This window comes from Sphingomonas sp. CCH9-F2, assembly GCF_001556735.1.
GTDB classification, from domain to species: domain Bacteria; phylum Pseudomonadota; class Alphaproteobacteria; order Sphingomonadales; family Sphingomonadaceae; genus Sphingomonas; species Sphingomonas ginsenosidimutans.
In genome coordinates this window covers 1-11,550 of the sequence record NZ_LSJO01000462.1, presented here as the reverse complement: position 1 = coordinate 11,550, position 11,550 = coordinate 1, and the positions used below count along the sequence as shown (strand labels likewise).

The 11,550-nt window shown below is 64.0% G+C and carries 15 protein-coding genes; 4 read left to right on the top strand and 11 right to left on the bottom strand.

Going from position 1 to position 11,550, the window contains the following annotated elements; genetic code table 11:
- The coding region (locus AX685_RS12885) for a DDE-type integrase/transposase/recombinase (protein ID WP_066489292.1) at nt 1-626 on the top strand (626 nt) is incomplete at its 5' end.
- Between the two features lie 210 nt (nt 627-836).
- Here the strand turns inward: AX685_RS12885 and AX685_RS21090 are convergent.
- The 5 genes from AX685_RS21090 to AX685_RS12860 all read right to left on the bottom strand — a co-directional run bounded on the left by AX685_RS21090 (nt 837) and on the right by AX685_RS12860 (nt 4,531).
- Nucleotides 837-1,289 carry a flagellar hook-basal body complex protein FliE gene (locus AX685_RS21090; RefSeq protein WP_042469180.1) on the bottom strand — a complete coding sequence of 151 codons (453 nt, stop codon included), beginning with the start codon at nt 1,287-1,289 and terminating at the stop codon, nt 837-839.
- 292 nt (nt 1,290-1,581) lie between these two features.
- Nucleotides 1,582-1,935 (bottom strand): hypothetical protein, encoded by a 354-nt coding sequence (locus AX685_RS12875; RefSeq protein ID WP_231738854.1) that lies wholly within the window; start codon nt 1,933-1,935, stop codon nt 1,582-1,584.
- A 531-nt stretch (nt 1,936-2,466) separates the two neighbouring features.
- Nucleotides 2,467-3,756, bottom strand: a complete 1,290-nt coding sequence (locus AX685_RS12870) for a Fic/DOC family protein (protein WP_042469182.1) — start codon at nt 3,754-3,756, stop codon at nt 2,467-2,469.
- A 2-nt stretch (nt 3,757-3,758) separates the two neighbouring features.
- Nucleotides 3,759-4,016: a hypothetical protein gene (locus AX685_RS12865; protein WP_042469301.1), complete on the bottom strand. Its 258-nt coding sequence runs from the start codon at nt 4,014-4,016 to the stop codon at nt 3,759-3,761.
- 128 nt (nt 4,017-4,144) lie between these two features.
- A complete protein-coding gene (locus tag AX685_RS12860) occupies nt 4,145-4,531 on the bottom strand; it encodes a DUF3768 domain-containing protein (protein WP_042469183.1) in 387 nt (128 codons plus the stop codon).
- 365 nt (nt 4,532-4,896) lie between these two features.
- Between AX685_RS12860 and AX685_RS21680 the strand changes: the two genes are divergently transcribed.
- The 3 genes from AX685_RS21680 to AX685_RS12845 all read left to right on the top strand — a co-directional run bounded on the left by AX685_RS21680 (nt 4,897) and on the right by AX685_RS12845 (nt 6,291).
- On the top strand, nt 4,897-5,121 hold the full coding sequence (locus AX685_RS21680; protein ID WP_066489291.1) for a hypothetical protein: 225 nt from the start codon (nt 4,897-4,899) through the stop codon (nt 5,119-5,121).
- 289 nt (nt 5,122-5,410) lie between these two features.
- Nucleotides 5,411-5,920 (top strand): hypothetical protein, encoded by a 510-nt coding sequence (locus AX685_RS12850; RefSeq protein WP_231738850.1) that lies wholly within the window; start codon nt 5,411-5,413, stop codon nt 5,918-5,920.
- Between the two features lie 5 nt (nt 5,921-5,925).
- Nucleotides 5,926-6,291 (top strand): hypothetical protein, encoded by a 366-nt coding sequence (locus AX685_RS12845; protein ID WP_042469187.1) that lies wholly within the window; start codon nt 5,926-5,928, stop codon nt 6,289-6,291.
- 166 nt (nt 6,292-6,457) lie between these two features.
- Here AX685_RS12845 and AX685_RS12840 read toward each other — a convergent pair whose 3' ends face one another.
- From AX685_RS12840 to AX685_RS12815, 6 genes are all read right to left on the bottom strand, one after another.
- Entirely contained in the window at nt 6,458-8,287 is a 1,830-nt protein-coding gene (locus tag AX685_RS12840; protein WP_042469188.1) for a ParB/RepB/Spo0J family partition protein, read from the bottom strand.
- 44 nt (nt 8,288-8,331) lie between these two features.
- The gene (locus AX685_RS12835; protein ID WP_042469189.1) at nt 8,332-8,523 is read right to left on the bottom strand and encodes a hypothetical protein; all 192 of its coding nucleotides are present in this window, start codon (nt 8,521-8,523) and stop codon (nt 8,332-8,334) included.
- Between the two features lie 949 nt (nt 8,524-9,472).
- Entirely contained in the window at nt 9,473-9,790 is a 318-nt protein-coding gene (locus AX685_RS12830) for a DUF6488 family protein (RefSeq protein ID WP_042469191.1), read from the bottom strand.
- 44 nt (nt 9,791-9,834) lie between these two features.
- Nucleotides 9,835-10,437 carry a hypothetical protein gene (locus AX685_RS12825; protein ID WP_042469192.1) on the bottom strand — a complete coding sequence of 201 codons (603 nt, stop codon included), beginning with the start codon at nt 10,435-10,437 and terminating at the stop codon, nt 9,835-9,837.
- Entirely contained in the window at nt 10,437-11,084 is a 648-nt protein-coding gene (locus AX685_RS12820; RefSeq protein WP_042469303.1) for a HupE/UreJ family protein, read from the bottom strand. Before AX685_RS12820 ends, AX685_RS12825 begins: the two co-directional genes overlap by 1 nt.
- A gap of 107 nt (nt 11,085-11,191) precedes the next feature.
- On the bottom strand, nt 11,192-11,550 hold a 359-nt coding region (locus tag AX685_RS12815; protein ID WP_156445795.1), incomplete at its 5' end, for an efflux RND transporter permease subunit.

The following is an 11,550-nucleotide window of genomic DNA, read 5'->3' as shown; positions in this document are numbered from 1 at the left end:
CGTCGGCCAACCACAAACGGGTCTACCGCATTATGGCGGCGGACCGCCTGCTGCTAGCGCGGCGCTACACCGAGCGGCCCGACTACGGGCATGAGGGCGTCGTGGTGGCGATCCGCTCCAACCTGCGCTGGTGCTCGGACGGCTTTGAGTTCACCTGCTGGAACGGCGAGGTCGTGCGCGGCGCTTTCATCATCGACGCCCACGACCGCGAGATCATCGCCTTTGCCGCCGTCGCCAACGCCGGCATCAGCGGCTCGCACATACGCGACATCATGCTGGAAGCCGTGGAAACCCGCTTCGGCGGCATACGTGCGATCACGCCGGTCGAGATGCTGTCCGACAACGGCTCGGCGTATACCGCTCGCGAGACGCGCACCTTTGCCCGGCAGCTCGGGCTCAAGCCCTGCTTCACGCCTGTCCGCAGCCCGCAGTCCAACGGCATCTCCGAGGCCTTCGTGCACACGCTCAAACGCGATTACGTCCGCGTCTCGCCTCTGCCCGATGCGCTCACCGCGTTGACATCGCTGGCCAGATGGATCGAGGACTACAACGACAACCACCCGCACTCAGGACTCAAAATGCGTTCGCCGCGCGAGCATCGCGCACTGGTTTCTGCAACCGCTTAAATCCGTCCGGCGAAACGGGGGCCAGATCAGCCGAACGGCTCGGTGTTGCCTCAAGCGTACTTAAAAAGGTGGGCGGCAGCTGGAAGATCGTGTCCATGCACAACAGTGCTCGTAAGCCGAAGGGAAGCTAATGGAGGTAGGCGGAGGCTGGTGCGTGAACGTATTTCTCAGCAGGGATTAACGACTCAGGGAGGTGCTTTCGGGATTGCGCTACACCGGCATGCTCATAATGTCCTTGTAGGCGGACAGCACTTTGTTGCGAACCTGCAACGTCGCCTCGAATGCGATTGAGGACTCCTGCCGCGCAAGCATCACCTTCGCGATGTCGGTTTCCTCTCCGCGTTCGTAGGCAACCGTCAAAGCACCAGCGCGCGCATTGATCGCATTAATTTTTTGAAGCTGCGTCTGAAAAGTAGCGGCGAAGCCGCCTAGATCGGCGTGTCCTGATTGCGAAACGGCCGCCGCTCCGCCCACGCCTGAGACAGAATTTGGGCTATCCGCCTTTCCCAGCGCGGTGTGCATCGCTGCGTCAAAAGCCGCTCCTTTCGCAGCCCCGGACACGGAGACAGAGTTCGGGTTGCTTGCTACGTTCCGAAGCGCCGCGTTCTTGTCGAGGACAGCGTTCCGCAAAGCCATGACATCATTGATGGAGATGCTGCTCATATTTTACCTCGGTGCGCCTTCAGCGCACCGACATGTCGCATTGAAACCGTTATGGCATGGTTAATTGAACTTAGTACTGATTGCCTATTCATGAAGCTATGCACCGATCCCTCGCGCAACGTCTCGTCGCGGATAGGTTCGAGGGTATTGTCTTGATACCAGCGTCGCCCCTCGATCCGGCTCCCGGTGCGAAGCACGCCGGTCGCATAGGCAGCGCGGTCCGCATCATCCATCATAGGGTCGCACCAGCGCCAGCGCCGTTTCGTGGGGCCCGTCAAGCTATGTGGTGAAGTCACGCAGATGGAGGATTACCGGCATCGCCTTGGGATGCCATGGCGAGACGATCGCGTTCGGCGAAGGCGTAGGCTTCGCTACGCACAGTCGGTCGCCATATGCCGACGAAGAACGCGATCGGCTCATTGGGGATCAAGAACCACATCTGCCGGGGCTTGCCATCGTCGCCAGTCCCGCCCTCGGGGTGGGGTCCGGCGAAATGGGTGAACGGGACAAGGCAGCGCCGCTCCGGGTTGGCGAGCGACGGCTTCCACATCGATGAAGCGAGGTTGCGGCCATGGGTCACATACTTGTCCAGCTTCACGACCGGGTCGCGCTTGCTCGGCGCCTGGATCGCGAAGCCCCATTCCATCGTGACCGGCTCCAATGGCCGGTTGCCCGGCGACGATCACCGCACGCCCAGGCGCACCGAGGGGTCTTCTTCTCGGTAGGGAAGACTTCGCGCGGCACCGGGGAGGTCTCATCCCCAGGATTGGCAGACGTATCGCTAAAGCGATCCCCGGCAATGGGGTGCGGGTTCGATCCCTGCCGCTGACGTTAAGACCGAGCAAGACGGATCATGGATGTCAAAAATCGCGACTACGCGGTTTTAATCAAGAGAACGCAATAAAAGTTTAGCGTGAGTATTTTGCGCTCTCGATCTGATATTTCCCAACCCGGAAATGAAGTTCTTTGAAGCATGGAGGGTTGATATCAATTCTGAATGCCGGAAGCAGGCACTTTGAGATATTCGACACGAAGGTGACAACTCACGTTTCATCTGTGACGGTGACCGTATCAGGTTTCACGACCGCATCTCCTTGCGTTGACAATCCGGTTCCCGCTTGCGGCGGGGACCGCAATCACACAACCGATTGCACATTCCCCCGTCCTCCAAAAGCTGTCAGCGACTCCGGTCCTTATCGCGCGGTGCTGGCGCTTGCGCCGGGGTCGCGCGGCCGATTTTGACGTCCAGCGATCCGCCCGCTTTGATCCGATCGGCGACGAGCTGGCGCGTCGACTCCGCGATGGCTCCGACCATGCGCGCGCTCTCGCCCCGATCGCGCGCGGTCTTCATGGCCGCGTCGACGATTGCCTGGGCGGGCGCAAGGCGCGGATCGGCTTGGTTCTTCTCCGGCGTGTTCTTCAGGAACAGCTCGGCAAGCCGCTCCTGCCCCGGCGAGTGACCAGGGGGCAGGATCGGCCGCTCCAGCGACCGCACGGCGCGCTGGAGCTGGGCCGGCTGCTGGTTGTTGATTTGAACACCGAGTGCTGCGCCGATCTCCCGCACGCGCTCCAACGGCGTCTGCTGCGGCGTCACGACGGCATCGACCTGACGGACACCTAGATAGGTGAGAAGGTGCGATTGATAGATCGGCCCTTTGGCATGGCGGACATAGGCGAGTTCGGTGCGCGCGTTGGCGATGGCGGGGGAGGGGGCACCCTCCTTAATCAACCCACGCAGCCGATCGGCCGCCTGTTGGCGAGCGGCCGGCAAATAGCGTTCCAGCTCCTCGCGCGCCTTGGTCAGCGTCACGCGGTAGCGTTGCCCCTCGGGCGGCGCGCGCTTGGGGAGCATGGCGATCCCTGCGGGGCCAATCCGCGCCTCGGGCGCGAGGTCGCGCTTGATCGCCGCTGCGGAGAGAACCGCCGCCATTCCGCGATGATCGCCGGTAAGAAAGCCGTGACGGGACGCCTCCATCCAACGGTCCTTGTCGATCGCGGCGATGCGGATCGGGTGGCCGGCTTCGCGGGCGAGCTGGGCGGCATGGTGGCGCATGGTGCGCCCGTTCCCTTCGCGGAAGGGATGAATGGCGTTGATCTCGTTGATGTGGTTGCCGAGCCGATCGAAAAACTCGTCGCGAGGAAGCACCCGCAAGCCGCTCTGCGCTCCTACCTCGGCGAACCGCTTGTCGAGTTCGCGCGCGATGTAGGGGACGGCGGCGAAGCTCGATCCGCCCTTGGCGATGTTGACGGTGCGGTCCTGGCCTGCCCAATCGTAGAGGTCTTGGAACAGGTGTTTGTGAAGGGCACGGTAGCCGTCGGCGGTGGCTGGAAAGGTCAGGCGCGCAGCCTCCGCGCCGCGCGCCTGCGTCAGTCGTCGTTCGGCCTCGGTAAGCGTTTTGTCTTCCGTAATCCCGAGCCGGTTACGAAGCGTCTCGGTGCCGGGATATGTATAAGGATCGCTTGCCAAGGTCAGGCAGCGATCTGGCGGGTTCCGGGCTGATAGAGACTGAGGATAATCGAGGGCATGAGGGCGGGCGGAACGCCCTCGTCGAGCATCATCGAGAACATCGCGTCCTCGTCGATGGTCGGGGTCATATCCTCGATAACGAGATTGGCACGGGCTTCCGCTACGTCCTCGCGCCAAAGCGCAACCTGTTCAGGGCTGCCGCGCTCGAAATCCATCTGGCGGATGCGCTCGCGCAGCGTTTCAAGATCGATCTGGGCCATCGCGGTCATCCTTTCTGCTCATAACCCTACGCCTTCCAACGCGATTCCTCAACAAATCACGTGCGATAAGAGCCGGTCGGTGCGTCGCGATCCGCGCTCGCTTGAACGCGGATCGCACGCCGGGGACGTCAGTATTCGCTCGCGAGCATGATCGTCAGCACGCGCTTGGTCTGTTGCTCATCCCACGGCGCTTCGCTGCCATAGGTAAGCGTGTTGTCGTAGTAGTCCACCTTCCAGAAAACGGTTTCGGCGATTGCCTTGTCGTCGCTCGGTCGCTCCTGCGTCCACGTTCCCGTCGCGAGCCGATAAACCGCGCCGAAATCATGTTCTCCGTGAGGATCGTTGTCGCCGGTGAATTGCGAGAAGCCGACGATCGCCGCCAGCGCCGCGAAGCGATCCGCGTCGGGGAGAGACTGGAAACCCAGCGTGACGTTGGCGATGGATGCGGTGCCCGGTTGGCTCCGGGCTAGGTCATTAAGGCGACGGATGGTGTCGAGTTGTTCGGGGCTGCACATCACTGATCCTCCTTCTGGCATGGGCCGCAAGGCCGCTCGGCCTCACGGCCCTGCCTGTCCGGCGAGGACGGGATGGGGAGGGGGAGCGAGAATCTACCGCTGGTGCGGGCGAGCCGCCTAGCGCGGCCGAAGCCTCCGGCGACGGGTGCCGCGGTTGGCGGATTACACGGGCGGTCGATTGTCGTTCGGGAACGAAAGGGCAGCGCCCTTGGTGTTCCCCTAGCGCCGGTCGCGCGCATCGCGATCGGCGAGAGTTGCGCGGTGCGGATCTCCGCACGGCACTATCGCGCGCAAGCGCGCCCCCGTCAGGAGGGCGCGTTGCGTGCGTCGCGGGCGGCGATCACCAGATCGACGATACGCGGCTGATGGAACAGCTCGCCACGCTCGACAACACCGAGACCGGGACCATCGAGAACGTCGCGGATGCGATCCTGCACGACCTCCTCCAGGTCTCCGGCGAGAACCCAAAAGTGGCGCGGGTCACGATCGCGGCCATCGGCGCGGAACTGGTCGCTTTCGACGACGGCCTGGACCAGCGCGTTCAGCGCGGCCATCCCCAGCGCGCGCTCGAAGGCGAGCTGCGCGAATAGGCGATGATGGGACATGGAAACCTCCGTGTTGCCGTGATTGGCGACGACGGCGGGAGGGGCGCGGAACGCCGGGTCATAGGACCGCGCCAGCGGCCGGCTTGCCGGGCAGCGGGGGAGCCGATTTGCGCAGCAAATTGGGGGGACCGCTGATCCTTGAGGCGGCGTTCCGCGCCCCTCACGATGGGCGGAGACTGACGGACTGCCTCTACAAACCAACGCCCGCCCACGGGGCGGACCGCTAGCCGATTTTCTGCTTTCGTTCTCGACTCGGCTGACTCATAGAATCGTCATGCCGATCATGGCCGAACATCGCTGGCTCTACCCGATCGACTGGCCTGAGTTGTCGAGGCTGATCCGGTTCGGCCGCGCCAAGGGGCGCTGCGAGCATTGCCAGCGCCCGCACGGCCGGCGGGTGTTCCACTTGGGTGACGGACGCTGGTGGGACGCTGATCGCCACCAATGGCGCGACGGGCGCGGTCGCCGGGTGCGTGCGCCTAAGTCGGACGTGGCGACGATCGTGCGCATCACGCGGGTCTATATCGCGTGTGCGCATCTGAACCATGACCCCACCGACAACGCACCACGCAATTTGGCTGCACTCTGCCAGCGATGCCATATGATCCATGACGCGGCCGAACATCGGCGCCGGCGATGGCTGAATGCTTACAGACGTCGGGCCTTGGGCGATCTGTTCGCATGGTTCGAACCACGCGCGATCTTGGTGAGGAATGGCGGCGGTCGTAGTATCAGCTTGGGTGACGGGCTGCGCGGCTCACACGCGAATAGCAGAATGGAGTGATAGCAATGGATACCTTCAACGCTGGCGTCCAATACAACGACTTCAAGGGAACCGTTGCCGCGGACATTTCCGATAATGTCGCGCTTGCCGGCCATCTGGTGTCTTTGGGAAAAGCTGAAAGCGACGAGCGTGTCATTGGATTCAGGATCGCTTCTGGGGAGAACCAGGGGACACCCGTGACCGATGTGTCGCTGGTGGCTTATCTTCTTCGGTCTGCTGAGTTTGAGCCAGCCCCGGCAGAGGTGCGTGCTGTCGAATTGCGCATCACGCCGGGGGAAGCGCTCGCATTTTTCAAGCGTTTCGACCTCGTGGCAGTTCGGCGCGGCGTCGATTTGAGCGGCACTCACGTAGATGGCCCGCATTACGATTAAACTCGCCATCGCGCCGCCCGTCCCTTGTGGGCGGGCGGCGTGCGCTGATCTGCAAGGGCAGCGCGCGCGACGGCCATGCAGAGCATGGCTGTCGCGCCGGCGAGGGGGCTGATGCTGGGCGGTTGGTCGAGAAAAGGGGGTGATTATCACCGCCCCCCGTATCCGTTTACGCCATTTCGTCGGCCTCCATGTCCTCGCCATCGAAGGCATCGGCGTCGGGATCGTCCAGTTCGTGCCGCTCGGGCTGGTCGAACGCCCCGATCTGCATCGGCGCGGGAAGCCAGTGCGAAGCGAGCCGCCCCGACACGTTGACCGCCAAGTCTGCCTTCTTCTTGATGGTTGCGCAGTTGTCGGCGCTGGCATCGCCGCATTCGGCGCGGAGTAGGTCGATAAGGGCCGCACGGCGCATCTTGTCGAACAGGGCGATGGGGGCTTGCCAGCGGGTCGCAATGTCCACGCCTGTCGCGCGGGCCACCTGCTCAAAGTGATGGTGACGCGCACCGGGGGCACCGCCTGCGAACAAGGTGCCGTCCACCGTCATCGCCACCAATCCGGCGAGTAGCGCCATCTTGTCGTCGTGACTCATGGCGCGAATGACCTCGAACCGGCCATCTGCTGGGACCGATGCGAAGCGGTCGGCCATCGTTTCTTCGACCTCCCGCACGTCGCTGGTCGCCATAAGGTCGTCGGCAACATCGGTCGCGATGGTCTTGGCCTGCACGTCTATCGCCATCTGATAGCTGTGCGCGCCGTGGAGTAGCTGACCCGCAAGGCTGTCCAGCAGCACATCCAGCGCCAGCGCCGGGTCGGCTGAAACCGCCTCCTGCACGATGCGGGTCTTGATCCGCGACAGGTCTGCAACAAGGCTGTTGCTGTAGAGCGGCTGCGGCTCGCCGCTGCTCGCCTTGGGCTTCGGCTCGGCCTTCGCGCGATAGAAGCTCTTGCCGAGCGATCCGTCATGCGAAACCCAGAGCGCCACGCCCCCGACCGCGACCTGCTCGGCATTGAACCCGCGCAAGCCCTCAGTGATCGCATCCCGCTGATCGGACAACGGCGCGATGCGGTCGCTGTCCTCGCCCTCGGCCTCGGCGATCTGTTCGATAGCGACGTCGATTGCCTCGATCCGCGCGGCCTCGTCCTCGGTCGGCTCGCGCGTGGCCGGATACAGGCTGCCCTTCATGTAAAGGTCGTAGGGCCGGTCCAGCGTGGCGCGGACCTCATGCCAACCGATCGCGCGATACTCGTCGGCGATACCGTCCAGCTTGTCCTCCGCCAGTTCCTGCACAAGCTCGGGATGGTCGGCAAACCCCTCGGCCCCTTGGCTGAACAGGTCTACCGTGATCGTCCCGCCCTTCGCCTCGTAGGCGTCGCGCCCGACGAAGATAAACGCGCCGCTGGTGGTGTCCACCTTCTCGGTGGTGAGCATCCGCCGGATGGTGTGGGCGTGGCCGTTCGCCGCCTTGCATACCTTCACCTGTTGGTCGTGGTCGTCAGTGAGGGTGAGCGCGCGCGCCGCCTCAAGCGACAACTGGTCCTTGGCGATCAGGTCGATCAGCGCCGGTGCCAGCGCGGAAAGGCGAAGCATCTTATAGACGAAGCTGACCGCCTGACCGAACCGGGCAGCGATTTCCTCGGCGTCCATGCCGGTATCGCGTAGCGCCGCAAAGGCGCGGATGCTGTCTGCCGGGTGCATGTCCTCGCGCTGGAAGTTCTCCGCGAGCGACAGTTCGATGGCCTCTTCCTTGGTGCGGACCTCGACGGGAAACGCGTCGCTGTTCTTGATCTGCTTGCGCTTCGCCAGTTCTTTGAGGCCGCGATAGCGCCGCCCTCCGGCGAACACATAGAACAGGCCCTCGTCCTCATAGGCGACAAGGTTTTGCAACAGGCCGTGCGCGGCAATGTCGTCGGCCATGCTCTCGACGGCGGAAGGCTTCACGCGCCGCTGATTGAGCGGGGAAAGGCGAAGCTGCGACAGCTTGACGGTGATGATACCCATGATGATGCTCCTGATCTGAATAAGGTTCGGTGATGGGGGAGGGGTCAGCCTTCGAGGCTCGCGAGTTCGTCAAACTCGGCCGATGCGCGCGCCGCGCCGTCCCCTGCGTAGGTCGCGCCGGAACGCGGATAGAAGAACACGCGCTCGCCACGGCGGTAGGGGGTGCCGTCCGCGCTGGTCCCGTCCACATTGGCCCGTTTCCAGTAGGGATCGCCCTTGTATCGGGTGTAAGCCATTCTCTTTCCTCCTTCTTCCTGCGGCTGAAAGCCGGTTGCCGCAGCAACCGGGTCTGCCTCTCCGGCGAGGAGCGGGATGGGGAGGGAGGAGGAAAATCGATGGCCTGGCGCGGGCAGGCCGCCTTAGCGCGGCCGACGCCCCTTAGGGCGTCGGGTGCCGCGCTTGGCGGACCACACGGGGCCGTCTATTTTCCTTCGGGAACGAAAGGGCAGCAGCCCTTGGTGTTCCCCGCGCTGGCGGGCCTCCGGGGGAGGGCCGTGGCGCTCTACAGGGGAGCGTCTCGCATCTTTGCGCGTCCGCAGGTGTGCCACGTGGCACACCTCACGCGAGGATCGTTACCCTTTGGGACGAGACGCCGGGACGGTGGCTCGGTCGGCGCGAACGCGCCGATAGGGCCGTGCCCGTCAGGGTCGCGCAGGGTCTTCAAGCCTGATGGTATGGATTTCGCCGTCTTCACCGCCGAAGCGTCAGACCCGCTCATTATCATCGGTGAGGATGTTGGCAGATGCGTAGGAGAGTGCGACCGCGCTCGAATGCGATCGTTCCTCCGGCCATGATCGCACGCGTGTGACGCCCCGTGAAGGGCTCTCCTGTCTTGGACGCCGCCAGAATCTCGGTCGGCCCGGACGGCAACCATGTCACGGCCATGCGCAAACCGTCGTCGAGGAAATCAATGTCGGCCCGGCTGCCGTCTGCGCATGTGACGTATCGCTGTTCCAAGACCCGCGTCATTGAGTGAGGTCGGTGTATCTCCGACGTGTCGCGAGTATTTGGTGACGGCTCCGAACAGCCAACGGTCATCATAAGTAGCGTGGCGGCGCAGATGCGCACGTCAACCATTCCGCTTCCTCATTAATCCGGACTCACGCCTCGCGGGTCCGTCGCCAAGTTGGCCGGCAACCCCGAAGGGCTGCCGGCTCGGGTATGGTCCCGCAACGAGCCGATTATTCAGCTCGCCGAAGGGTTGGCGGAAACAACCTTGCCGTCCGCACCAATCACGACGTGAAGCGTGCGCCGTGCGACAGGCTCGGAGGGATTGGTGAAAGTCACGACGGTCTGACGCGCGCCGTTGGCGGTCCGCTGCGCGGTGCCCTCGACCTTTGCTTTGGACCAGCTCGGGGCGAGCTTGGATTGCGTCACCATGCGAACGACGTGCTGACGCGCCACCTCGGCGGGCGCTTGGCTATGCGCTTCCTCGTCGTGAACGGGATGGGCGGCGGCGGGGGCTGCGGCCAATACCGCGACGGCTAGGACTGCGTATTTCATGGGTAGTCTCCTCGTGGTGGAAAGGGTGGAGTGCATCGCTACGATCAGGATTTCGGCTTCGCAGCGAAGCTGCGGAACGTGCCGGTCGCCGTCACGGTGATGGTCACGGGCGCAGTGGTGCGGTTGCGCCAATACCATCCGTGCATCCCGTCGAAAGGAGCCTGGAAATCGCCCTTCTCGCCGGCGGACGATCCTTTCTCGTAGCTGGTGTATTTATCTGCCGGCGCGTCGTGTTCCTCGCCGTGAAGCTCGAAACGGACCTCCGGTCCGCCGGTCGACCAGGCGTAGGCGATCCGGTCGCCAGCGCGCATGTCTGCCTTCACTTCGCGACCTTCGTCGGGCTGGAGCGTGATCTTCACCTCGGCCGTCTGCGCGGTCGCCGGCACGCTCGACCTTGCAGCCGGCGAAGCCGGCGCCGTGGTCGCCGGGACTGTGGCGGTCTCGGCTGCATGTTCGGCCTGCTTGACCTCTCCCATGCGAGTGAGGCCGAGCAGGCGGCCCGTCCCGATCGGATCGACGCCGTATTCGGCGGGCAGGATCGTCGTCGCGAGCAGCGCGACGGCGACGCCGAAGGCAAGCGCCGTTGCCCGGTTGAGCTGGCGCAGCGTCGGGAGATCGCCGACGTTTGGCAGATTGGCGTTTTTCATCAGGCGTTCCCTTCGAGAATGAGGCCGGCGAGCTGGTAGCCGGTAAGGACGAAGCCCGCGGTCATCAGGACCACGTTCGCGGCAAAGGCATGTCGGCGGAAGCTGGCGGTGCGGCGCCAGTAGCCCATGACGATCAGGATCGCGGACAGAGCGAGTAACTGGCCGATTTCGACGCCGACGTTGAACGACAACAGATTCACCAAAAGGCCGTTCGATGGCAGCGCGAAGTCCTGGAGCTTGGTCGCGAGGCCGAAGCCGTGGAACAGGCCGAAGATCAGGACCGCGGCCTTGGCGTTAGGCTGGACGCCGAACCACCGCTGATAGGCACCGAGATTGTCGAGCGCCTTATAGACCACCGACAGACCGATAATCGCGTCGATCGCATAGGGACTGACGTGGGTGCCGAGCAGAACGCCGGCGATCAGCGTCGTGCTGTGGCCGATCGCGAACAGCGTCACGTAGGCGGCAACCTGCTTCATCCGGTAGAGGAAGAAGATCACCCCGAACAGAAACAGCAGATGGTCGTAACCTGTGACCATGTGCTTGGCGCCGAGATAGAGGAAGGCGCCAGGGGCGGGTCCGTTGATCGTTTCGATGAATGCCTGATCGCCTTCGGCGACCCCATGTGCATAGGCGGCGCTTGCCATGAACGTCGCGGTGGCGACGGCAAGGAACGTCGTCACCCCTCTCAAGTGCAGCGGGAGGCGCCACGGGCGGTTGGATGATGTTTCCACGGTAAATTGTCTCCGCTTCATCACGCGAGCGCGTGCGTCGGGGTGGCAGGGTCGGGGCGTCGCCGTTGCGACCACCGGCCCGCCAGGGCGGTGATCGCTGGCAGCACCAGCAAGGTCAGGGCGGTCGAAGTAATGAGGCCGCCGATGACGACGGTTGCGAGCGGCCGTTGCACCTCGGCACCTGTGCCGGTGGCGAGCGCCATCGGCACGAAGCCGAGCGATGCCACCAGCGCGGTCATCAGCACCGGGCGGACGCGCTCCATTGCGCCGTCCACGATCGCGTCATCGTCGCTCGCCCCTTCCTCGCGATGCTTCCCGATCGCGCTCATCATCACGAGGCCGTTGAGGACGGCAACGCCCGATAGGGCTATGAACCCGA

Bases quoted from the DNA above. Each gene is read 5' to 3' on its own strand.
- AX685_RS21090 (WP_042469180.1), bottom strand. From the start codon at position 1,289: ATGAGCAGCATCTCCATCAATGATGTCATGGCTTTGCGGAACGCTGTC.
- AX685_RS12875 (WP_231738854.1), bottom strand. From the start codon at position 1,935: ATGGAATGGGGCTTCGCGATCCAGGCGCCGAGCAAGCGCGACCCGGTC.
- AX685_RS12865 (WP_042469301.1), bottom strand. From the start codon at position 4,016: ATGGCCCAGATCGATCTTGAAACGCTGCGCGAGCGCATCCGCCAGATG.
- AX685_RS12860 (WP_042469183.1), bottom strand. From the start codon at position 4,531: ATGTGCAGCCCCGAACAACTCGACACCATCCGTCGCCTTAATGACCTA.
- AX685_RS21680 (WP_066489291.1), top strand. From the start codon at position 4,897: ATGGAACAGCTCGCCACGCTCGACAACACCGAGACCGGGACCATCGAG.
- AX685_RS12850 (WP_231738850.1), top strand. From the start codon at position 5,411: ATGCCGATCATGGCCGAACATCGCTGGCTCTACCCGATCGACTGGCCT.
- AX685_RS12845 (WP_042469187.1), top strand. From the start codon at position 5,926: ATGGATACCTTCAACGCTGGCGTCCAATACAACGACTTCAAGGGAACC.
- AX685_RS12840 (WP_042469188.1), bottom strand. From the start codon at position 8,287: ATGGGTATCATCACCGTCAAGCTGTCGCAGCTTCGCCTTTCCCCGCTC.
- AX685_RS12835 (WP_042469189.1), bottom strand. From the start codon at position 8,523: ATGGCTTACACCCGATACAAGGGCGATCCCTACTGGAAACGGGCCAAT.
- AX685_RS12830 (WP_042469191.1), bottom strand. From the start codon at position 9,790: ATGAAATACGCAGTCCTAGCCGTCGCGGTATTGGCCGCAGCCCCCGCC.
- AX685_RS12825 (WP_042469192.1), bottom strand. From the start codon at position 10,437: ATGAAAAACGCCAATCTGCCAAACGTCGGCGATCTCCCGACGCTGCGC.
- AX685_RS12820 (WP_042469303.1), bottom strand. From the start codon at position 11,084: ATGGCAAGCGCCGCCTATGCACATGGGGTCGCCGAAGGCGATCAGGCA.